Annotated in this window: 16 protein-coding genes; 10 read left to right on the top strand and 6 right to left on the bottom strand. The window is 57.5% G+C overall.

The annotated features are described in order from the left end of the window. Positions 1–215 precede the first annotated feature (215 nt). Positions 216–1091, top strand: coding sequence for a hypothetical protein (locus I8N66_RS24365; RefSeq protein WP_291159006.1), 876 nt, complete (start codon positions 216–218; stop codon positions 1089–1091). Between the two features lie 43 nt (positions 1092–1134). Here the strand turns inward: I8N66_RS24365 and I8N66_RS24360 are convergent, their stop codons facing one another. The 5 genes from I8N66_RS24360 to zorA are packed head-to-tail and all read right to left on the bottom strand — an operon-like array spanning position 1135 to position 9382. Beyond that, the gene (locus tag I8N66_RS24360; RefSeq protein WP_291159004.1) at positions 1135–1923 is read right to left on the bottom strand and encodes a hypothetical protein; all 789 of its coding nucleotides are present in this window, start codon (positions 1921–1923) and stop codon (positions 1135–1137) included. A 19-nt stretch (positions 1924–1942) separates the two neighbouring features. Then, positions 1943–5041, bottom strand: coding sequence for a DEAD/DEAH box helicase (locus tag I8N66_RS24355; protein ID WP_291159001.1), 3099 nt, complete (start codon positions 5039–5041; stop codon positions 1943–1945). Positions 5042–5049: 8 nt separating this feature from the next. Then, positions 5050–6357 carry an EH signature domain-containing protein gene (locus I8N66_RS24350; RefSeq protein ID WP_291158998.1) on the bottom strand — a complete coding sequence of 436 codons (1308 nt, stop codon included), beginning with the start codon at positions 6355–6357 and terminating at the stop codon, positions 5050–5052. Further along, a complete protein-coding gene (locus I8N66_RS24345; protein ID WP_291158995.1) occupies positions 6354–7352 on the bottom strand; it encodes an OmpA family protein in 999 nt (332 codons plus the stop codon). Before I8N66_RS24345 ends, I8N66_RS24350 begins: the two co-directional genes overlap by 4 nt. Beyond that, on the bottom strand, positions 7352–9382 hold the full coding sequence (gene zorA, locus I8N66_RS24340; RefSeq protein ID WP_291158992.1) for an anti-phage ZorAB system protein ZorA: 2031 nt from the start codon (positions 9380–9382) through the stop codon (positions 7352–7354). Before zorA ends, I8N66_RS24345 begins: the two co-directional genes overlap by 1 nt. A 435-nt stretch (positions 9383–9817) precedes the next feature. On the opposite strand from zorA, the gene I8N66_RS24335 reads away from it, so the two are divergent. The 9 genes from I8N66_RS24335 (at position 9818) to I8N66_RS24295 (ending at position 22629) form a co-directional block, all read left to right on the top strand. Further along, a complete protein-coding gene (locus I8N66_RS24335; RefSeq protein ID WP_291158988.1) occupies positions 9818–10762 on the top strand; it encodes a metallophosphoesterase in 945 nt (314 codons plus the stop codon). A gap of 157 nt (positions 10763–10919) precedes the next feature. Continuing rightward, on the top strand, positions 10920–13955 hold the full coding sequence (locus I8N66_RS24330) for a BPTD_3080 family restriction endonuclease (protein WP_291158986.1): 3036 nt from the start codon (positions 10920–10922) through the stop codon (positions 13953–13955). Next, positions 13956–15872, top strand: a complete 1917-nt coding sequence (locus I8N66_RS24325; protein ID WP_291158983.1) for a DUF262 domain-containing protein — start codon at positions 13956–13958, stop codon at positions 15870–15872. Positions 15873–15891: 19 nt separating this feature from the next. Next, complete coding sequence (locus tag I8N66_RS24320; protein WP_291158981.1) at positions 15892–16263, top strand: hypothetical protein; 372 nt, start codon at positions 15892–15894, stop codon at positions 16261–16263. A 24-nt stretch (positions 16264–16287) separates the two neighbouring features. Continuing rightward, a complete protein-coding gene (locus tag I8N66_RS24315) occupies positions 16288–16650 on the top strand; it encodes a hypothetical protein (protein WP_291158978.1) in 363 nt (120 codons plus the stop codon). Next, positions 16640–17065, top strand: a complete 426-nt coding sequence (locus tag I8N66_RS24310; RefSeq protein WP_291158975.1) for a hypothetical protein — start codon at positions 16640–16642, stop codon at positions 17063–17065. The genes I8N66_RS24315 and I8N66_RS24310 overlap by 11 nt, the downstream gene beginning before the upstream one ends. Then, the gene (locus I8N66_RS24305; protein WP_291158972.1) at positions 17065–20040 is read left to right on the top strand and encodes a site-specific DNA-methyltransferase; all 2976 of its coding nucleotides are present in this window, start codon (positions 17065–17067) and stop codon (positions 20038–20040) included. Before I8N66_RS24310 ends, I8N66_RS24305 begins: the two co-directional genes overlap by 1 nt. A gap of 58 nt (positions 20041–20098) precedes the next feature. Beyond that, positions 20099–20509 carry a hypothetical protein gene (locus I8N66_RS24300; protein ID WP_291158969.1) on the top strand — a complete coding sequence of 137 codons (411 nt, stop codon included), beginning with the start codon at positions 20099–20101 and terminating at the stop codon, positions 20507–20509. Between the two features lie 242 nt (positions 20510–20751). After that, positions 20752–22629 (top strand): 3'-5' exonuclease, encoded by a 1878-nt coding sequence (locus I8N66_RS24295; RefSeq protein WP_291158966.1) that lies wholly within the window; start codon positions 20752–20754, stop codon positions 22627–22629. A 196-nt stretch (positions 22630–22825) separates the two neighbouring features. On the opposite strand, the gene I8N66_RS24290 is transcribed toward I8N66_RS24295, so the two are convergent. Beyond that, entirely contained in the window at positions 22826–23161 is a 336-nt protein-coding gene (locus tag I8N66_RS24290) for a hypothetical protein (RefSeq protein ID WP_291158963.1), read from the bottom strand. Between the last annotated feature and the right edge of the window lie 610 nt (positions 23162–23771).

The raw sequence follows: 23771 nt of genomic DNA, 5'->3' as shown, positions 1-23771 counted from the left end.
TCCTGGCATAGTTCCCGTGCTGTTAGGGGAGGACGGCAACCACCCCATCTCCTACCCACTTAGCTAAGTGGGGGAGCATGTCCGGACCTTTCGGGGGCTAATTCAAGCCCGTTTTCTTCTACGCGAACGCTGCGGGGAGCCGCGTCTATTTCGATGATCTCAGCCCCCCTTGGCCAAAACACCCGTGCACGGATACCTCCCGCGCGTCGGTCTCGGTGGCCACCGGGCCAGAAAACCGGCTAACGCGGCGCAACAAAGGGGAGGTAAAGGAATTACTCAGCGCGTCCAGCACCGCGGGCCTCTCCAAGTTCCGGACGTTCGGCCGGCGGTACGAAGGCGAGTGGACACTTGTTGTCGTTCTAGCGGTCGACCGACGGGGCCACGAAAATAAAGTTGAGGGCGAGTTCCTGGACTCCGAGACGAATGAAGCATTCAGGTTCACCTGCCACTCGGAAATGCCGCTGTTCGAGGTCGGCGAGTTTATCAGTGTCAATGGCGATCGAATCTCGTTTGTCGAGCGAGAGACTTTGCTGCCTGTGGTGTTCACCGCGGGCACATGGGTTACTCCTGCGCCGGCACGGTCAACGGTAGAGCGGCCCGCGACGATACCGCGCCCAGTCTCCCAGCCAGCTAGTAGGTCGAACCAACAGCAACTGATCCGGAAGAAGCAAAAGCCAAATAGCGCTAACGGTTCGAAGTATGACATGACCAAGGCGGAGATGGTGCATTTCAATAACAAGAAGGTCACACTTGCTGATCTATTCGGCAAGCTGGAGCCAGTCGTGAGGACGTACGCCAGAGAAGGAACGAGAAAGCCGAGAGATGTGGCCGTGCGCCTCAACGCACAAGGCTACAAAACAGCGTCAGGCTCAAAATGGACGCCCCGTCTCGTCTATTTCTTGTTGGGTTTAATGTTCAATGACAAACCGACATCATCCACAGACAACGAACCGCATGGCAAGACGCGGCAGCCTGCGAAACCGAGGCCAGACGCCACTCCAATGGCAACGTCCGAAGAGATATCAGTTGATGAAATCGCGAACCGTCTTTCCCGCATTGGAAGGGTTGTGAGAAGCGAATCCGCCGAGTGAACGACGAGACTGTTACCACAATCAAACACAGCCTTCGGCTGATTCACCTTCGAATGCGAACCCTGTACTGATAGGGCGCTCCTTCTTCGACCAGTACACGATCCCCGGACCGAGCAGCGTTATGGCGGAAGAACGATCCTATCCAGCCCCTCGCTCGGAAAAACTTCTTCGATCCATCCAGATCGGTGACAACCAACGGACCGCCATCCCACACGATCGATATCTCACGAGAGGCTCTCTCTGATTTGTTCGAGCCACCCACGGCCCCCTTTGGAAATCGATCAAAAAATTCACGTAGATAGATGTGATTGTGATCGATGTTGCCTTGGGTAAGAACGCTTTCGCCGATTTGACGCCACACAGGGTCCGGGTGCGTGCCATTTGCTTCCAGGTTCATCACCGGCGCCGGCTCCGGGAGGGGTTCAGCTAGCGCTGCAATCTGATCCCTAATGGCCAAGCTTACGCTTTCGCTTAACTCGACCCAAGTCACGGCACCGTTCGGATGCTTGTAACGCACTGGCGAGGGAAGCCTCACAACATCAGCCAGAAACCAGGGCCTGTTCCATTTAGCAACCGCACCCGAACGGATCATCTCTTCTGGAATACGGTGGCGTTCAAAAGCCTCGATCATTTCCTGCGGGCTCATAGGACCGCCGGCGCCGGCCAATCGTGCGACGCCATAGACGCTCCCCATCCCTTTCCAGATCAAGCCAAACCATCCGCGGTGGCTTGTACCGGTGGAGCGCATCTCCCAATCTTTCTGGCCACTCAAGATCAAACTGATCCAAGGCGCGTCGATGACCAGCCCTTTGCTCACCCAAATGTCATTCATGAAAATCTGCCATTCTGTATCAATGGATGGGGTAGGAACCGTCAGCTTCTCGCGGCGGCAACTCCAGCTCGTCGCGAGCAAACATGGCCGCCATCGTCTTGCCAAGAGGGTCAGCCTCCATGCCTAACCGCTCGGACGCCATGCCCTTCTGAAGGCCAGCAACGTCGTCATCGACGTCCCCCATGGGCCAAAGCGCCGAACTGGCGAGCCGACGCTTGCGCATCATCAAGCTCTGGAGGAGGCAGTCAAAAGACTGCTCCCGATAGCCTTCGTGAATGGCCATGGGCAAATGCACTGTAACAGGCCGCGTCTGGCCAATCCGGTGTACGCGATCGTTGCACTGTTCCTCAACTGCCGGATTCCACCATCGAGACAAGTGGATGACATGCGTCGCCGCCGTTAAAGTCAGCCCGGTGCCCGCTGCCTTCGGTCCGAGAACGAGCAGGTCAAAACCCTGGTCATCATCCAGATGGCGCTGGAAACGGTTCACAATTGCCTGACGTTGAGGAATGGGCGTGTCGCCGTTGATGAGGTCAACTCGCGGCAGACCCAATTCACTGCGAACCAATTCGATAAAGCGATACTGCATCTGCCTGTGCTCGATGAAGACAAGGGCGCGTTCATTATTCGCTTTAATGCGCTTCAGGATATCCATGGCAGCCTGTAGCCGCGCAGACGATACGACGAACTCATCGTTGCTTGCTTTGATCTCCAGTGCCGGATGCACGGAAACGCTGCGAATGTGATGAAGCATCTTGAGCTGTGCGCCCATGCCGCCTCGCGCAAGCTTCAATCGGGCGTCGTCATATGCCAAGGCCTGAACGTCCGGCATCAAACGAGGATGAATACGACGGGATTTAGTCGGCAGATCGGTTGCGACCGTTTCCTTCAGGCGGCGGACAGCAAGAGGCGGCGTGCCGCCACGGGGCAGAAAAACCCTGCTGTGCAGCTCGGCCATATTGTTTTCCTCTGGCTTCGCATAGCGTTGACGGAAATCTTTGAGGCTGTCGAGCGATCCCGGTGCCAGTTGGTCCATGATTGCCCAGAGGTCAACAGTGGCATTCTCGATAGGTGTACCGGTGAGGCCAATTCGAAAATCAGCATTGATCGAACGGGCAGCAACTGCGCGGAGGCTGACAGGGTTTTTCAAGGCCTGGATTTCGTCAAAGACAACGGCGGAAAAGGGTATGCGAGCCAGCGAATGCTGATAGTTCGTCAGCGTCGTATAAGTGGTGAGAAGCCAGTAGCGATGCGCCCGCCCCTCTGCCACGGCTTCATGCAGCGCGCCCAAGTCAAGCTTGGCCTCCCCATCGTCCGTGTCCTTTCCCTTCGCTCCCGTCAGCTTGCGTCCACCGATACTCGACCCATAGAGGCGGATCAGATGACCCAGCCCAAGCTCGTGCATGTGTCGGGCGACTTCCTGCTCCCAATTTTCGAGAAGGGATGTTGGCGCAACCACGAGAACAGGCCCCCGGCTCTGGGCTTGAGGACGAGCGATCACTTCCTTGAGCCAGGCCAGGAAAGAGATGGTTTGGAGAGTTTTGCCGAGGCCCTGCTCGTCGGCATTGAGGACGCCCGGCAATCCGGCCCGCCACGCGCCAACCTGCCAGCTAAAACTCTCCTTCTGATGCCCTTTCAACGGCGTTCGAATGCCCTCGGGTAGAGTGTCCGGCAACTCGGACATGCGCGGCCTGAGCTTAGCGAGCCATTTGAGATCGTCGTAGTTCACTTCGGTATCGAGAACGAATGGGCCCACCTTTTCTGGTTTTGCCTCATCCTCGCCACCGTCGTCAGCGTCTCCCGACACCATCCGCTCGTCGATGAGCTGCAGCATTTCCGGTCGAGCGGGGACCTCCAAATCCTCGAAATCGACGGTCGGCCTTCCAGCCTCAATTGCTTCCTGGACGCGCTCGCGCAGGGTCTGCAGCTCGGCAGTACCCTGCCTGTCGAGGATATCGATCAGGCGCGCGCTGAAGTCCTCCGGCAGCCAGCTTGTCCCGCTATCCTCGAACTCGCCGAGACCCGGCTTTTCATACTTGACGACGCCAGTAACCCGTTCGGAAAATTCCCGGGTTTCAACAAGTACGGGACCAACCGCTGCCTCTATGGCTTCCTGCTCGGCCTGGGGCGACAAACCATCCAATTGCCCGGAAGAACGGAGCTGCGCCTCCATTGCTTCCGTTACTCGTGGCAAGGGATTACGGATGAAGGCGCGCCGCTCCTCGGGTGCTGCCTTCTGCATTTCAGCCATCACGGCAAGGGCCGGTGACGCTGACTGTTCTACCACCACGTAACGACCAGGAGATAAACGATAGGCGGGCAGGGCCCCCCTTCCCCTCACCAATGTCTGAAATCGCTGCAGGTCTAGTCCCTGTACCTCGCTCATGGACTCGGAAACCTCGGCGGATTCAGAGGCGGAGCCATGCGCCTCCAAGGTATCCCCAGAGAACGGCACCACGTCGAAGTCCGACTCCCCCTTTGGCGAGAGTGAGAAGCGATCGACGAGACGCACCTCAAGACCGCTAAGGAAATCTGTCATCGAGATGCGCGCTGCCTCGTCCGCGGCTACGCCGATGGCACCAGGATCAAGTGCCTTGCGGAAGCGTCCTAGCGCCTCCCAATCGGCGGCGTCGTTTCCATCTGGCCGGTAGGCGTCGGCGATGGCGATTGCGTCCATCATCCACATTGGAATTCGTCGCAATCCGTTTGCCGTTTCGAGAATGGCTCCAGTTCGACGTGGCATTTGCCGTTGGCCATTGCGCGACCATTCGTACCTAAGTCGGAAACCTGACGAACCGACAATTCCCTCCGCGTCGGTCTTCAGCGTCATCTCTACCAAAGGCGGCAGACCGAGTACCGCGCCCGTTTCACCGGTGACGGACGCAGCGATGCGATGGGACATGACGATGCGATCAGAATCGATCGAAAGCTGTTCACCGAGCGTGTCCGCCGCCGCCCGTAGATCGGCAATAGCGTAGGCCAGTGAACGTTCGTCGGGACTCAGGTTCTGAAGATCAGATTTGACACTGCGGCGCACCAACCGGTGCAGTAGACCCGCGCGCTCGTTCTTTGCGGACAGAGTGATTGCGTCTGGAGAGAAAGAAGCTTCCAAGTTCATTTTTTCACCTAGATGTGTTCCAAGACCCAACTCTGCCAATCGCCGTTGTGCGATTTCGCATTGGAGCCGGGTATGAACCTGATGGCTTCACAGTCGTATCGCCACTGGTAGAGCGCAGGCGCACGCTGGTTGGACTCGTCGAAAATGTGGACCTTATAGCTGTGAGAGCCCTCAACGACGATCTTCCTGCCGATCTTCAGTATGAGCAGTGATGTATTTGCGCGACCGTAGCCTGCCGTTTGAACGCCAAATCTCAACGTTCCCTTACCTCCCGCCCCGCGTCGCCTTGCCTCTTTCGCGGCGGAATCGCTGAAAGCAACCCAGGCCGCATCGATACGGCCACGATCATGCAGGCCGAGCCAAAATCTCCTGCGAGGCTCCCACATGTGGCTGTCTTCCACCACAGAGACGACATCAAGGAAGAACCGGATGTTCTCGCCCGTCAGCCAGCGCAGGATAACCGCCATCCTGTCTTCCGGCACTGCTGACCAAACGCCGCCACGCTGGACACGAGGATCACCGTAAATGCCGATGATGTTCTCTGTCAGGTAGCGTAGGTCATCGGGCTTCGGAGAGTGCTTGACCCAGTGTCCAAGCAGCGCCGAGATCGCTTCGCCGGCGCCGGTCGTCTTCGCCTCCCTGCCTTCCGGCTTCAGCCACCCGATCAGCCGCTCCATCTCCACTCGCTGATCGAGATGCGGCTCGATCTGCTCCACATAGGCCAGGTGGACGGCATTCATCAGACCAGGTGCATGAGGGCTGCGAATACCGAGCTTCTGTAGGCCGATCCAGAGATCGTCCATCAGCACCATCTGTCGCGCGACGGCATCGGCCACTGCATCGGGCGAGAGCATCTCGGGGATGGCATCAAGCATCATACGCCAGCGAGCTCCGAGACGCCCCGCCGCTGCCGACAATGCGCCGGCCAATTGCCACGTATGTTCCGCCTTGGCATCAAAGCTGTCCATGTAGATGGAGAACATTCCGCCGAGAAAGCCCGCCCGTGTCGAGGCGCGGGTCTCGCTGTAGTAAAAATCTCGCATCTCCGCCAAATCAGGTCTAGTGCGACGATCCTCGTCGAACAACGCTCTGCCAGCGCTTGTAATCAGCGAGAGCTTTGTGTCCTCCCAGCTATCATTCTCCAGTTTGTCCCGAACCATGGCCACGAGTTTTTCACGGTCTTTCTCGGGCGGGTTGGCAACTACATCCGGCCAGCGGGATAGAATGCGCTCTGTTCTGGATGCAAGTGAATTCAAAGCCGGCAAGGCGGGCCTGGCGAACTGACGGGTGTGGGAGAGGCTCTTGCTGAGGGTCAATTCGCGATACCCCCGGAGCTGTTTTGACTCAACGCATGACGGATGCGGTCGATTTCCGCCGACTGGCTTGGTGTGTACATGATGATTCGCAGGTCGACGCGGCGGTTCGTATCTCGTCCCTCCTTCGTCGAGTTGTCCTTGACCGGGCGCATTTGGCCGTATCCGGCGACGGACAAAACCGGTTGATTTCGGAAGTTCAGAAAATCGACTAGCTCGCCGGATTTGCCGAGAATTGTAGAAAAAGTGCTGTTTGCGCGATTAGTGGACAGGGCCAGGTTGGCCGTAAAATCCCCGGTTGAGTCGGTATGTCCTTCAATCTGCAAAGCTTCTATAATCGCATTGCCTGGATTGCATTCGGCCGTCCACTTCGAACGCGGGCCAATCGTATAGCAGGGCAAAATCTGCGATAGCCTCGTTGCGACAGTTTCCACGATTGCCCTCCGGTCGGGGCGCAACGTGGACGATCCGGTTGCAAACAGGCCGTCGCCCTGAAAGCGCAAAGCGTCGGTTTCTTCACTGATAACCACCTCGAGATCAGGAAAATCAATCTTCAGCTGATCGCGTAGAGTTTCGAGAATTCGTCGTCTCTCGATCGCCGACGTGGCTAGGTAGGCTTCCAGTGGGTCAACTTTCCGAAGCTTTTCAAGCGCCTCTCTTAGCTCTTTGACCTCGGCCTGCAGCTTCGCGATCTCAGCCTGTAACCGCTCGATCTCCACCTGCTTCTTGTTAATCTCCTCCTTGAGGGTAGCGATCGTCTTCTCATGAACAGCGATGATTGCCTGCAGTCGGACTATCTCCTGGTGCGCGTCATTCCTTTCTTTAATGACCTCCTCATGTATAGGCCTGGGTACGGTGTCCTTTTCGCTATATTGCTGGGCGAAGTAAGCCAGCAAAAGGATGATGATGAAGAGGAAGCTGACAGTCATGTCCGTCATGGACACAAATGCGCTCTCCTCCTCTTCCTCTTTGTAACGCGTCCGGAAACCGCCGCGCATCAGGCTCTCCGCGACTGCGGAGCGAATTGCTCGGCCTGTTCAACGATTTCACGCATGGTATCGAGCGCAGGATTTAGCCTTTCCTGCAGATCGCGCACGTGGCCGAACATGCCCTGGACGGCCTTCTCCACATTTTCCGTGTAGAGATCGAAAGCCTGGCCTAGCTTCCCATCCATTTCATCGAGGCGGTCACCCTGCCCCTTTAGACGTTCCAGCATCACGGAGACACCGCCCAAAGCGTGCTCGATGGATTTCGCCTCCGCCTGGAGGATTTCCTTCGCTGCGGCAAGAGCAGAAGCGGCGGATTCGGCAGTGACCTCCGCAGACCTCGACACTGTGCTCGCTGCGTGTTGTGTGCTGTCGGTAAGTTGCCGGATCGAACCCTCCATGCGATCCACGACGGCTTTCACTGGAGTGACAGCGGCGACAAGGGAGCTTGCCGCCCCATTGAAGGTATCTGCGGCCTTTTCCGAAGCATCGGCCCCCGCCTTCACCCCGTCGGCCATGCGTCGCATGTCGGACGTACCTTCGTTCAACTGCTTGACGAGCCCCTCCAACCTGGAGCCAATTTCAGCCAGCGGAGCGAGCAAACCGGCGCCGGCTTTCTCGGAGACCTCTTCCGCGACCCGAGCAATCTCCGCGCTGGTACGGCTGAACACGTTTGCCACGTCCTTGCCGGCATCGCCGATAGCCGAGCTCACCTGTTGACCTGCAAGTTTCATGCGTTCCTGCGCGGCTTCTGTTCCTGTTCGCGCTGCGGACTCGATCTCCTGCTTGAAGGATTCAGCCGCCTGGCGCATGTCCTCTGCCGCCGCCGACATGGCGCGCGCACCTTCGCCCGTATTGTCGCGAATGCCCTCGAGTGTCCGGTTCATGACCGCAAGGAGCTTCTCTGCACCTTCGTTGAACGTCCCCCCGGTTACCTCGGCCGTATTCGTGATAGCCGCACGGAGGTCTTCCACAGCTTGGGCGACACGTTCTGTCACGCCTTCCATCTCCGAACCTATCCGCCCCGAGCTCTGATCGAGACGGTCAGCAAGCAACCCAAGCCTTTCACCTGCATCCGAGATTTTCTGGCTAGCCTCGGTTAGCGCAATACCGATTGAATCCGTAAGCTTGTCCGAAATTCCGGACACCATATCTCCCACGCCCTCTGCGCCGAGTTTGCCCACTCGCTCTACGATCGGTGCCATTGCACCGGCGATCGAACTCTGGATTGCCGCCGGGAGTTCCTCTCTCAAGGGACGGCCAATCTCCGCGACCAACTCCATCCCAATCAATCGGAAATGCTCCCGCTGTTCCCGGGTTGCCTTCAGCTGTTCTGTGGCAAGGGCCTCCAGACTGATGTAGGTGAGACGCTGCTCAATGGCGGCACATAGTTCATGGATCGACTGCTCCAGTCGCCCGTAGATGCTTCTAAGAAGGATCGTGAAGACGATTGAGCAGAAAAGCCCCGTCAACGACATAATAAACTTCGCCGAGGCCACAGAAAGCAGCTGTCGCATGACACCACTATCGATCTCTGCTCCTTGCGCCATCGTCGAGAGAGCGGCGATCAACCCCAGGAACGTCAGAAAAAGCCCAACCGAAACAAAGAGCCCGGGTACGATGCGCCAAAAGCCAACCCCAAAACCCAAGTCCTCTGGATTGAGAAACATGGACGGTCGGACGGCATTGCGAAGCACGACCTTGCCGTCTTCTTCGTGAGGTACAAGCGTCTCCTTGTACTTGTCCCACGCCGCCGCCAGTTGTCGTCGGTATTTGTTTGTGCTGCTTTCCTTGATTGAGGCGGACAGAACGTCAATATCACGGCTGAAGTCAGCGCCCGTGGGACTGTTCTGAATTTCGCGTTTGAGCCATTGAACTGCTTTCCGGCGCTGAAAGACTTCTCGAAAGAAAGCCGCAGTAAAAATCACCAGAAGAAAGACAATTCCTAGAGCAACGATACCCGGAGCAGCCGCATCCTTTACAAGATAATTCGCCGCCCCAAGAATCGAGGCAACGACGAAACTTCCAATTTCCTGTACCACTTAATCCCATCCCCAACCACTACCCATGAGCGGTAACGGATTGGAAACTATTAGAGGCACGGCCGTGCAATCAAGCACACCCAGGCGGTTTGGCCGAAACTCCACAAAATTGAACTGCGATGTGATTTATTTTCCACAACTTGCGAAAGAGTGGCGAATCTCCGTTCGGAAGTGTGCGAGACCGGAGATGCCCATCCGGGACGCTCGCGCAGCAAATCTTCGGCGTCCTGCATACTGTTGCAATACGGAAATGATTTCCGTGTGCAGTTCTTCGCGAAACACAGCAATGAGCATCACAGGAGTTGCATTGCCCTCGTTGGGCCGATTGTATCGGCGATACCGATTCTGGGACCAATTGCATGACCAAGCTATTCTACGCCGATGAACTGCATAGATGATGCCAAGGCGTAATACCTAGCTAGCGAGGGTGTTCGTTTGCTACAAAACCATTCACATATCGACGTCATTCCCGACATACACGCTGATCTGGATCGCCTAACAAAAACTCTCACTTACCTCGGCTATCGGGAATCAGCTTCATGCTGGGCACATCCTGAGGGCCGAATTGTCGCCTTTCTCGGGGACTTCATTGATGGAGGGGACCAAAACTCCGTGGTGATCTCTCTCGTGCGCGCAATGCAACTGCACGGTCACGCGATAGCGATCATGGGCAATCACGAACTCAACGCGCTACTCTATCATGAGCAGGGCGAAAATTCGGAGCGCACTAGCGACGGGTTCATGCGGGCTCACACCCTGAAGAATACCGCACAGCACGAAAAGTTTCTGAAAGAATTTCCAATAGGCGCACCTCAGACGCAAGAAGTGCTCGATTGGTTCATGACGCTGCCACTGTTTATCGACCTGCCCGGGATCAGACTGGTCCACGCATACTGGGACGATCGTCACATCGACACTATTCGACGCCGAACCGGCGATGCGCGTTTGAAGCGAGATGATTTGCAGGAGTTGGCGTTCGAGACGGATGCCAGTCCATTCGCGGACGCGGTCCTATCCAGTCTAAAGGGGCCAGAGGCCGAGCTGCCGCACGGCCATTCGTTCACGGACATAAAAGGACATACCCGCACCGCGGTCCGGCTGAAATGGTGGCAGGCAGGCGTTCGCACGTGGCGAAGCTCTGCGCTGTCCGTGCCTCGTTCAGACGACCTTCCGGATACGCCTGTGATCGAAAGTGGCGAGATCAACTTTTATGGCGCGCAGGAAAAACCTGTGTTCTTCGGGCACTACAAAATGCTCAGTCAGCCTGAACTTGCTGCACACAATGCCCTCTGCCTCGACTACATGGAAAGGCCCTGTGCGTATCGGTGGAATGGAGAGCAGTTGTTAAGTAAGGACAATCTTATCCTGGTGCCAAAATAACAACGACAAAGACCCATCCAACAGACGGTTATCGGGCTACAATGCGGAAATAATTTCCGTGTGCAATTCTTTGCCAAACACAGCAATCCGCATCGTAGGAGTTGCATCACCCTCGCGGGGGCGATTGAATGGCGATGCCGATTCTGGGACAGATTGCATGACCAAGCCATTTTACGCCGAGCCAATTCTTAATTCGCCATACGAAGTTCCCACGCGCCATCATGCGCTGTCCGAAAGTGGCGAGCCGCTCAATCAACAGCCCATCGAAGGCCGTCGCCGGTCGAAATACGTGGCACCCGTTCCGAAGAGCCGCAAGATCAAATCAGATGCCAAAAAGCAGGCTACGCTTGATCTCGACCAGACCAAGGACGGCAGCAGCCACTACAACCCTACGCCGATCATCAACGAAATTCGCGGCCACATCGCGTCATGGCGCTCAATTCCCAATCCCAACGACTGGGGCGTCACGCCCGTTACCCAGCGATTGCTCCAATATTGGCGAAGCGACAACTTCTCCGGCCCCCGCCCCTTCTATTGCCAGGTGGAGGCCGTAGAAACTGCGATCTGGCTTGCCGAGGTGGCGCGCAAGAACAAGCAGTACGCTCACATCTTCCGCCATCTCGAAGAAGCAAACCGAGATGCCAACCCAGAAATCTTTCGTCTTGCGCTGAAATTGGCCACCGGCGCCGGCAAGACAACCGTCATGGCCATGCTGATTGCCTGGCAGGCGATCAATGCTGCCCGTCAGCCGAATTCCAGCCTTTTCTCGCGAGGTTTCCTCATCGTCGCGCCCGGTATCACCATCAAGGACCGGCTGCGCGTGCTGAAACCTTCTGACGGCAACAGCTACTATCGTTCCCGCGAGCTTGTTCCGCAGGACATGATGCCTGACCTGAACAAGGCCAAGATCGAGATCGTCAACTACCACGTCTTTCAGCGGCGCAAGGCGCACGAGCTGAACAAGGTCGGCCTCGGCGTCATTAAGGGCTGGCGCAACGAACAGATCGAGGAGCTCGAGACGGAAGGAGCGATGCTGCAACGCGCCTGCGGCGATCTCCTGCAGATGAAGAATGTCGTTGTGATCAACGACGAGGCGCATCATTGCTATCGTGAACGTCCCGGCAGCCACGAAGAAGATGAGCTGAAGGGCGAGGAAAAGGACGAAGCCAAGGAGAACAACGAGGCGGCGCGCCTTTGGATTTCAGGTATTGAGGCACTAAAGCGCAAGGTCGGTGTCCGGGCGGTTTACGACCTTTCGGCGACACCGTTCTTCCTGCGTGGATCGGGCTACGAGGAAGGTACGCTCTTTCCCTGGGTGGTTTCCGACTTCTCTCTCGTCGATGCCATAGAGTGCGGCATTGTCAAGTTGCCCCGCGTCCCGGTATCGGACAATGCCGTCAATGCCGCTACCCCGGTGTTCCGCAATCTTTGGGATCACATCGGCAAGAAGATGCCGAAGAAGGGGGCGGGCAAATCTGGCGATCTCGATCCGTTGAGCATACCTGCCGAACTGCAGACCGCGCTCTACTCGCTCTACTCCCACTATGAGAAGGAGTACGACGCTTGGCAAAAGGCCGGTATCGGCGTTCCGCCGGTGTTCATCGTCGTCTGCAACAACACCGCCAGCTCAAAACTGATCTTCGAATGGATTTCCGGCTGGGAACGGGAGGTCGAAGGTGAGCGCCAGACAAAGCACTACGGGCATCTGGAGCTCTTCCGGAACTACGATGACCGCAACGGCAATCGGCTGCCGCGCATGAACACGCTGCTGATCGATTCCCAGCAGCTCGAATCCGGCGAGGCGCTTGATTCCAAATTCCGCGACATGGCCGAGGCGGAAATCGAGCAGTTCCGTAGGGAGATCAAGGAGCGCGAGGGTGCCGCGGCGGCCGACAAGCTCTCGGACTCGGAACTCTTGCGTGAAGTGATGAACACCGTCGGGCAGAAGGGTCGGCTCGGCGAACAGGTGCGGTGCGTCGTCTCCGTGTCGATGCTGACGGAAGGCTGGGATGCCAACACGGTCACCCATATTCTTGGCGTCCGCGCTTTCGGCACGCAATTGCTCTGCGAGCAGGTGATCGGCCGTGGCCTGCGCCGCCAGTCCTATGAGCTGAACGACAGGGGCCTGTTCAACACCGAATACGCCGACATCCTCGGCATTCCCTTCGACTTTGCTACCGAGCCCCAAGAGGTGACGCGCACGCCGCCAAAACCGACGACGCGTGTCCATGCGCTCAAGGAGCGCAGCGACCTTTCCATCCGCTTTCCGCGCGTTGCCGGCTATCGCGCCGAGCTGCCCTCTGAGAGCTTTTCGGCGAACTTCTCGGGCGATTCAGTTCTCGACTTGACGCCGGAACTGGTCGGGCCTTGTACAGTGCGGCTCGAAGGGCTGGTCGGCGAAGGCCATGACATTTCTCCGGATGCGCTCGATGACATGCGGCCAAACACCGTGGCGACGCATCTCACCAAGAAGCTCATCGAGATGTATTTCCGTGAGCCGGATCAGGACGTTCCCTATTACCTCTATAATCAGCTCCAGCCCATTACCCGGCGCTGGATTGCCACTCGCCTGAAGCTCACTGGCGGCACCAGGGCGGGCATGCTGACCTATGCCGAGCTTGCGGAGAAAGCATCCGAACTCATCTACCAAGCCATCGTCCGCAGCGCCGGTGAAGATGGGGAGAGTGTCGTAAAGGCCATGCTCGATCCGTACAATCCGCACGGCTACACCGACCACGTGTCTTTCATCACGACCAAGCAGACGCTTTGGGAGACCCGCCTTTCCCACGTGAACTACGTCGTCTGCGATAGCGATTGGGAGGCGGAATTTGCCCGCGTCGTGGAAGCGCACCCAGCTACGATCTCCTACGTGAAGAACCAGGCGCTCGGTTTCGAAGTGCCGTATCGCTCAGGCAGCGTGCCGCGCCGATACCTGCCGGACTTCATCATACAGGTTGATGACGGTCACGGACTGGATGATCTGTTGAACCTGATCATCGAGGTCAAGGGCTTCCGAGGCCTCGATGAACAAATCAAGGCCGAGACCATGACGAACCTCTGGGTTCCCGGCGTCAACAATCTCAAGGCCTACGGCCGCTGGGCGTTTGCCGAATTTCGAAACGCCTTTGCGATGGAGGAGGATTACGGAAAGTTGGTCAAATCGTTTGCAGCACGCGTCGGGGAGAACGCATAGATGTCGGGGTCAACGTTCAAGACAAATCCGGTCGCGCTGCAAGAATTGCTGAAGAAGTGCGACGATGGGAAGCTTCAGCTACCTGACTTCCAGCGCAGTTGGGTGTGGGATGAGGATCGGATCAAGAGCCTGATCGCATCCATTTCGCGGGCCTTTCCGGTTGGTGCACTTATGACCCTCGAGACCGGAGGCGGTGTTAACTTCAAGCCGCGGCCTATCGAAGGCGCGCCCGAGACGGCGAGAAGAGTCGAACCCGCAGAGTTGCTCCTCGACGGCCAGCAACGAATGACGTCGCTCTATCAGGTCACGTTGCGCGGCCAGGTCGTGAAGACTATCACGCCGAAGAAGCAACCCGTAGAGCGGTGGTTCTTCATCGATATCAAAAAGTCGCTAGACCCTTCGGTCGATCGGGAAGAAGCGATCATCTCGGTTCCCGCGGACAAGGTCGTACGTTCTGACTTCAACCGAACTATCGATCATGATTATTCCACCACCGAGCGTGAATTCGAGAACCTCGTTTTCCCCCTCTCCCGCGCCTTCGACGGAATGGCGTGGCAGATGGAGTTCGTGACCTGGGCCAACGCCAACGGCCGCATGCAGGAGCTTTGGCCAACCGTCCAGCAGTTCTATACCGAAATCCTGGCGAACTTCACCGGTTACCACGTTCCTGTCATCGCACTCGACAAGACAACAACCAAGGAAGCTGTCTGCACGGTCTTCGAGAAGGTCAATACGGGTGGCAAGCCACTCGACGCGTTCGAGCTTGTTACGGCCATCTATGCCGCCGATGGACATGAACTTCGCAAGGATTGGTATGGCGAAGGTCGCGACAACAAGGGACGGCACGGCCTTTTCGTCAGTGCTCAGAGACTAGCGGATGCCGAAAAAGGTATCCTTGCCAATGTGGCTAACACCGACTTTTTGCATGTGATCTCCCTGTTCCATACACGCGATCTTCGGCGCGCTGCGGTGGCTGCCGACAAGGAAGGCAAGGACCTCCCCCAAATTACGGGGAAGCGAGGGGCCCTGCTGAATCTTCCGCTCAGCGCCTACAAGAAATACGAGAAATTGGCTGAGCAGGGTTTTCTCAAGGCAGCGAAGTTCCTCTTCACCCAGCGCGTCTACCGCTTGTTCGATCTACCCTACCAAACGCAGATCATTCCGCTTGCAGCGATCCTCGCGGACATCGGCGACGCCTGGGAGCTCGAAGGCAACCGCGAGAAAATCCAGCAATGGTACTGGTGCGGCGTTTTGGGCGAGCTCTATGGGTCGGCCGTCGAAACCCGGATTGCACGCGACTTCCAGGAAGTGCCAGCTTGGCTAACCGGGGGCAAGGTCCCTGCGACAGTCTCGGAAGCCTCCTTCCGCCCAGATCGGCTAAAGACGATGCGCATGCGGCTCTCCGCGGCCTACAAAGGCGTGAACGCGCTCCTGATGAAGGCGCGCGCTCAGGACTTCCGCTCCGGTCAGGAATTCGATCACACTGTCTTCTTCGGCGAGAATGTCGACATCCATCACATCTTTCCGAAGAAGTGGTGCGAAGACAACAAGATCAAACCGGACGTCTACGATTCCATTATCAACAAGACGCCACTTTCCTATCGCACGAACCGCATCATTGGCGGCGTTGCGCCCTCCGCGTATCTGGCAAAGCTCGAGAATGGCAGCGCCGAGGCGACACCCGTCGATCCTGTTCGTCTGAATGGCTTCTTGGCCTCGCACCTGATCGATCCGGCGCTCCTTCGCACGAACGAATTCGCGGCCTTCATGGAGGCTCGTCAGCAAGCCCTACTTAGCCTGATTGCGCAGGCAATGGGCAAGCAGGTGGAGATGCCGAGCGCAGCAGTGGACCAGGAATATTCCGACGAACTCGATGAGGACGAGGCGGAAGCGGAATTTACGGTGGCAGCGGAATAAGACAAGCCGGTGGAGATTAATGGCTGAAATGCGGGATAAGTTGCTGATCTACTGGGCAACCATCGAGCATCACCGCTGGTGGCTCTGCCATGATCAAGTGTATCTGAACCTGCTTGCACAAGAAGGGCAGCTTTCCCCTTGGATCGTTCGATTGGTAGCCAAAGCCTACGGGGTTAATCGCGGCCTTCCTCGCGCAGCTGATAATGGCCGAAGCGATTCCGCAGCAAAAGCAATCGCTGATGCTCTCAATCAGACTGCTCCTCGTTTTTCCGGAAGCCTTGCCCAGCGCTTTGCGATTTGCGCCGAGATATTGCAACAACTGCCGCCCGGGATTCGCGGAGCCGAACCCGCAACCCCAAAGTTCGTGTCGGGCACAACGAAGCTCATATAGTTTCTCAAGCCCACTGGATGGACGATGTTTGATAGCTTTGCAGCTGACGCGCTTGGCATTCCGAAAGGAAGAAGTTTCTATCGTGCCTCTCATTTCTACGAACGGCTAGAAGAATTAGGTTTTTCTCAGCAATCAGCAGCCGGCAATGCTCTGATCCAAGCTTCAGAAATCCCCGAACTTCATGCCGAACGGGTGATCGACAAGTACCTCTGGCTGTCGGGTTGCACGGAGGCAGCCCGAGAAAAAACTAAGGCCATTTGTGAAGCCTACCTCCAGGGCTTGCCGTCCAAACACGCGGAGGACCTTCAAGCGCTTGCATCCGCTCTAGCGAATTTGCTCGGCGAAAATCCGTTCTCCGAAAACGGAGGCGAACCTTATGCGACCTGAGCCGCCGGCAGAGTGGATTAGAGCAGCTGTCGATGCAGCGCGCACCTTGAAGTCCCAAACGCGGTGGGATGCCAGGGAATGGCTGAAATCAGCAAACGGGCGCAACACGACCCGGAGTGTATATGCAATCCTGCTGCATGACCCCCATCACGATGAACCATACGGTATTTACGTGGGGCTTACCCATCACAGGCCGTTCGAGCGATATGCCGAGCACAGGAAAGGTGAAGGGTTCGCAGACGTACAGAAATTCCATGTTCGTCTTCTCCCGGAGCTCTATCAGCATCTCAACCCAATGAAACCTGCCGAAGCCAAGGAAATGGAAAAGGCCCTCTGTGCCGCGCTACGGAGCGCAGGTATTGGATGGGTCACGATGGGCAGCAAGCGTCGCGCCTCAAAGGAGAAGAAACAATAATGGCAAAAACCCCGCGCGAAAAAGACGTCTCCACGCTCACCCATGACAAGGCGGTGCGGCTAAACAATCCGACGGCCGAGATGGCGTCGCTCTATGAGCAGCAGGTGGAAATGCTGGGCGAGAGCTCTCGTGAGATGCGCATCCCACGCGACCGACCGCTGGAACATGGCGTGGAGCGGGATCGGGACATGGATCGCGATCCGCAGGTCATCTGGAACGGCGTGAAGATCAAGATCACAGAGGCGCAGAGGAAGAAGCTGGCCGAGACGGGCGAGATCGAGATCGGCGACGCCCAGCTCGTCTGGCGCGGCAAGGACCGGCAGGACTGGTCCGATCTCGTGGTCAATGCGCCGCCGCTCTATATCCAGGAAAAGGTGCATCCCAAGGCGATCATCGACGATCTCAAGCGCCGGACGAACAAGGCCCGCGAGGAGAAGTCGGACGCGCCCGATCTGTTTGCCGATTTCAACGGTATTGCCGATCCGGAGGCGCGGGCGGAATTCTACCAGCACACCAAGCATTGGCAGAACCGCATGATCCTCGGCGACTCGCTGCAGGTGATGGCGAGCCTCGCCGAGCGTGAGGAGATGCGCGGCAAGGTGCAGTGCATCTATTTCGACCCGCCCTATGGCATCAAGTTCAATTCGAACTGGCAGGTCTCGACCATGAGCCGGGACGTGAAGGACGGCAAGAAGGAGGATGTCAGCCGCGAGCCGGAACAGGTGAAGGCCTTTCGCGACACCTGGAAGGACGGCATCCACTCCTATCTCACCTATCTGCGCGACCGCCTGATGGTGGCGAGGGAACTGCTGACAGAGAGCGGCTCGATCTTCGTGCAGATCGGCGATGAGAACGTGCATCGCGTCAGGGCGGTGATGGATGAGGTTTTTGGTGAGGAGAACTTTCTTAGCCAGATTGCATTTCAAAAGACAGGAGGCTTCGCGCCATCAGGCGTTTCAAACATACTCGATCATGCCTTGTGGTACGCGAAAAACTCGTCTGTCGCCAAGATTCGATCGGTTTATCAATACATGCCGATGCCAGAGGTCGATGACCCTTATTATGTGATGTTGGACGACGGAGATGGAATTTCTAAGCGAGTTAGTAAAGATCAACGCGCTCTGCTGAAAGAGGAACAGCAGTTGGCTCTGTACCGGTTCGGCCCTCTGAAATCTGACGGGGGCTCCTCGCAGCCGCAACGATTTGAATTTCGCGGAAAAGTTTACACCCCGGGGACTAGCAGTCACTGGAAAACCAATCTTGCAGGAATGGCTCGATTAGGTCGAGCTGGTAGAATCCTGGAAACGAAGACAGGCATTCACCACAAGCTATACTGGGGGAATTTCCCCGCGAAGCGAATAGACAATATTTGGCTTGATACGCAATCCGGCGGCTTTGGTGAGCAGCGCTACTATGTAGTTCAAACAACCAACAAGGTCATTGAACGCTGCATTCTGATGACAACCGATCCAGGCGATCTTGTACTTGATCCGACTTGCGGATCGGGCACTACCGCAACAGCTTCCGAACAGTGGGGGCGTCGGTGGATTACCATCGATACTTCGCGTGTTGCGTTGGCCCTCGCTCGCACACGGCTCATGAGTGCACGTTATCCATATTTCCTCTTGGCAGACAGCCGCGAGGGGCGCGCCAAAGAGCAGGACGTTTCCGGAAAAATCCAGTCTGGCACACCAGTGACCAGCGATATACGCCTCGGCTTTGTCTATGAACGTGCGCCACACATCACACTGAAGAGCATCGCCAATAACGCTGAAGTCGACGTGATCTGGGAGAGGTGGCAGGACGTGCTGGAGCCGCTGCGCCGACAACTCAACGAGGCCCTCTCCACCAGTTTCGAGGAGTGGGAAATCCCCCGCGATCTCGACGCCTGGCTGAACAGTAAGGACGGGCAGGCCAAGGTGCATCTGGCGATCGACGCGGTGCGCAAGCTGCATGTCGGCTGGTGGGAAGGCCGCATTGCCCGTCAAAAAGAGATCGATGCCTCGATCGCCCGCGCCGCCGACGTCGAACTGCTCTACGACCGTCCCTATGAAGACAAGAGCCGCGTGCGCGTTGCCGGTCCCTTCACCGTCGAGAGCCTGTCGCCGCATCGCGTCGTCGCCGCCCGCGAGGACACGTTCGGCGCGGAGCTTGCCGCATCGGGCGCGATCACCTCCCGCGCGTCCACCCCCGCCAACATGCCGGAGGCCGATTTCGGCGAGATGGTTCTGGCACATCTCCGCAGCGCCGGCGTCCACCAGCAGGAGAAGCGCGACACGATCCACTTCAATTCCATCGAGCCCTGGCCGGGCAATTTTATTGCCGCAGAGGGCCGCTATACCGATGGCGGCGCGGTGGAGAAGCGCGCCGCAGTCCTGATCGGTCCGGAATTCGGCACGCTGACCCGCAGCCAGATCACGGCTGCCGCCCGCGAAGCGTCCGACGCGCGCTTCGACGTGCTGATCGCCTGCGCCTTCAATTTCGACGCTCAGGCCACCGACCTAAGCCGGCTCGGCCCCCTCGCCATCCTGAAGGCGCGCATGAACCCCGACCTGCACATGGCCGAGGACCTGAAGAACACCGGCAAAGGCAACCTTTTCGTCGTCTTCGGCGAGCCGGATGTCGAAATCCTCGATGCGCCCGGCGGCGAGATCAAGGTCAAGGTCCACGGCGTCGACGTCTTCGACCCCGCGACCGGCGAAATCCGCTCCGACGACGTCAAGGGCATCGCCGCGTGGTTCATCGACACTGATTACGACGAGGAAAGCTTCTTCGTCCGCCACGCCTATTTCCTCGGCGCGAACGATCCCTACAAATCGCTAAAGACGGCGCTGAAGGCGGAGATCGATCCGGATGCGTGGGAGACGCTCTATGCCGATACGTCACGGCCGTTCGCGCGGCCAAGCACGGGGCGGATCGCGGTGAAAGTTATCAACCACTTCGGGGACGAGGTGTTGAAGGTGTTTGGGGTGTAATGTGGCTTGATCAACGCATCGAATAGTTTCGTAATTTTCCGACAGTAATGGACACGATATGCGCAAACACATCACAGACCTGATATTGTCAGGTGAAATTATGAACTACGGGAAATGGCTTTCTACAGTAGTTGGCGAATTGGCATCAAGCATTGACGGCTTGGACAATATGTCGCCCATCGCCATGCTGCCACTCGCGGGAATAGCTGCCAACAACGGCACCAGTGCAAGTCAATTAGCAATTGCCTGCGACATGGAGCTCACTGAAGTTGAAAAGCAAATCGACGCGCTCTGCGAGTTTGGATTCATCACAAACGTAGACGATACTTTCAACCTTACGACAAAGGGCGAAAAGACATTCAACGCATTTGGCAGAAGCATGATCCTCTATGAGAAATTTCAGCTTGGAAGACGAAAGGAAGAAGTCGATCGCATTTCCAAGATAATCAATGATGTTGCTGAGTTTTGATATTCGCGTCTAGGAACAGCATGATGCCAACGATCCTCGCCGACAGCTTCACCGCATCCTTGGCCAAGCTCACCAATGAGGAGCAGAAGCAAGCCAAGCTGACGGCGTTTGACCTGCAGACCGATCCCAACCGACCTGGCCTGCAGTTCCACCGCATTGACGCCTCCAAGGACCCGAACTTCTGGTCCGTCCGCGTCAATCGCGATCTCAGGATCATCATCCACAAGACCGGCGACAGTGTGATGCTCGCCTATGTCGATCATCACGACGACGCTTATGCCTGGGCAGAGCGGCGGCGAATCGAGGCGCATCCGCGCACAGGCGCAATCCAGATCGTCGAGGTGCGCGAGCGTGTCGAGGAGATTGTGATCCAGCCGGCGCCGGCGCAACAGCCAGAGTTGCCGTTCGTCGTTCCGGCCGCGCCGTCCGTTTCTGCCCTGCCGCTGTTTTCGAAACTGTCCACGGACGACGTACTGTCGATCGGGGTGCCCGAGGACTGGATCAAGGATGTCCTCGACGCAAGCGAGGACAAATTCTTCACACTTGCAAATCACCTACCGCAGGAAGCAGCCGAGGCTTTGCTGGAATATGCTGCAACGGGTGTTCTCAGTAAGCCGGCGCCGGTTACCACCGATCCCTATAGCCATCCCGATTCGCAACGGCGGTTCCGTATCCTGGAAGGGCATGAGGAACTGGCGGCCGCGCTCGACCAGCCGTTCGAAAAATGGGCGGTGTTCCTTCATCCCTCACAGCGGATGTTGGTGGACCGGGACTTCGGCGGACCGGTGCGTGTGGTCGGCTCCGCCGGCACGGGAAAGACCGTGGTCGCCTTGCACCGTGTCGCTCGCATTCTCCGCGACGAGCCGCAGGCGAAGGTACTCCTGACGACTTTCTCGGAGCCGCTTGCCACCGCGCTGAAGCGCAAGCTTGGCGTGCTCCTTGCCGACACCCCCTCTCTCGCCGACAGGGTGACCATATCGTCCTTCGAACAAGCGGCAGCTGACCTGTTCGCGCTCATGACGGGGCGGAAGGCCTATCTGGTCGACCGAGAAAAACTGAGGGCACTTATCACCGGCGCGGCGAATGCGGGCTGCATAACGAAACACACGCCGCAATTCCTGAATTCCGAATGGGAGCACGTCATCGACGCCTGGCAAATCGATAGCGCCGAAACCTATGCAACTGTGCCGCGGATGGGGCGTAAGAATCGACTTGGCGCGAAACAGCGCGATGAACTCTGGACAGTGTTTGCGGAGGTCCGCAGGCAATTGCGCGCAAAGGCGCTGTTGACCGCTGCCGACCTGTTCACTGTGGTTACCAACCACTTCCGGGACCGCGCAGACAGGCCGTACACGCATGTAGCCGTCGATGAGGCCCAGGACCTCGGCGTCGCCGAACTGCGGTTCCTGAACGCCATCGTGCCCAGCCGACCGGACTCGCTCTTCTTCGCCGGGGATATTGGCCAGCGCATCTTCCAGCAGCCATTTTCCTGGAAGGGGCTGGGTATCGACGTGCGTGGGCGGTCGTTCACGCTCAAGGTCAACTATCGCACCTCGCATCAGATAAGAAGGATGGCGGATCGGCTGCTTCCCGAAAGTGTCCGAGACGTCGACGGTGAGGAAGATCAGCGCAAGGGTACGGTATCTGTCTTTGATGGAGTTGAGCCGGTTATCGTCGTTGCACCGACAATCGAGGAAGAGGCTACGGCTGCGTCGCAATTCCTTCGCAACCTTCTGGAACAGGGAATACGAGCCAACGAAATCGGCATCTTCTGTCGATCAAACGATCAGATCGCTCGTGCATCGAAGGTGGCCGAACTGGCAGCCGTCGAGACAGTTTCATCGCTTGTCGGGCGAGGCCCCGAAGAGGCAGTGCTCATCGGTACGATGCATCTCGCAAAAGGATTGGAATTCCGTGCAGTCCTGATCGTCGCATGCGACGAAGGGGTCCTGCCGCTGGCGGCGCGGATCGATGAGGTCGCCGACGAATTCGAGCTGGATGAAGTCGTGGCAACAGAACGACAACTGCTTTATGTCGCCGCAACCCGCGCCCGGGACCATCTCTTCGTCTCCGCGGTTGCCCCCGGCTCCGAATTCCTCGAGGACTTGGCTGACGTCTGATCAGGTCCCCCGATTGCCGTTTCGAATAAGCGCTGGTCCCCATTCGGTTTTCAATAGGAGCGCGATTCAAACGCAAACGGCGTTATCAGGAGTAATGGGGGGAAAACTCATGCGCAAATTTGAACGTCGTTTGCTCAGTTGGTTCTTTGGAAACTCACACAACCAGTAAGCGGGGTAGCTGCGCAAAGCCGCCATATCACAGTTCAGAGGCCGTCGAGTGGGACGTCAGATGACGCTTGGGTCTGAACGGAAACAGACCGTCGGAGTACCTGTCAGCCAGGTCTTCGAAGACATCCTCACTCTCCCGGACGTCGAAACCCTGACGTTCCAGCTCTTCAACGATGGCTTGAGAAAGCTTGTCCAGGGCCACCCGCGCATCTTCCCGTCCCTGAGCGGCCACGATCATCTGCCAGAGTAGCACCCTCGCCAGATCGTCCCGTGACGGTCGACGCCGGGTCTTAGCGTTATCCCTCACGCGCTGTTGACGAGCGAGCTGTTCTGCATTGCGTTGTTTCTTCGATTTCCGGGGCATTGCCTGACTCCTTGTTGAGCAACCTTAGCGTCGCCGCCGTACATGCAAGGAACAAACGCCACTTCCTATGTTGGCAATCCGGATATAGATGACCGGCCCGCCTTTGTCAGGGAAAAGACGGCGCTCGGGCCGCAAACGCGGTTTGCCTCGGAATCGAAGAGTTGGAAATTGGAAACGAAAAGCGGGACTCAAGAATCGCGGAAGGGTAAATTGATTTGATGTGCTTCAAGTCGCCCGGAACGCAATCCAAGGCATAGGTGCTTTGACCTAAAGGGCAGCGCGTTACAGGCAACGTACACCAGTTTGGATCGCGTTGCCACCAAGCCGGGATGTGGCCTCACATGCTACGAAGCGGACCGATGCCGAGGCTTCCGAGCAGCAACGCAGGGCTGCGCCTCCCTCACGCCGTGTTCTGCCATTCGACGCCACCGGCCGTCTCACGGCTGCGTGTGACAGGCCCACCGGACTGACAAACGTCACTTTGAGAATCGCCGTTTCATAGGCCGGAATCGATTTATCCGACTTTGGACTCGACATTCCGGAGAACGGAATCGGCATTCGGGACTTGGGAATCGGAGTGGCGCCGGTCGGAATCGCGAACTCAGAGCCA

The organism is Ensifer sp. SSB1 (assembly GCF_016652895.1).
Lineage (GTDB): Bacteria > Pseudomonadota > Alphaproteobacteria > Rhizobiales > Rhizobiaceae > Ensifer.
This window is presented reverse-complemented; position numbering and strand designations above follow the sequence as displayed.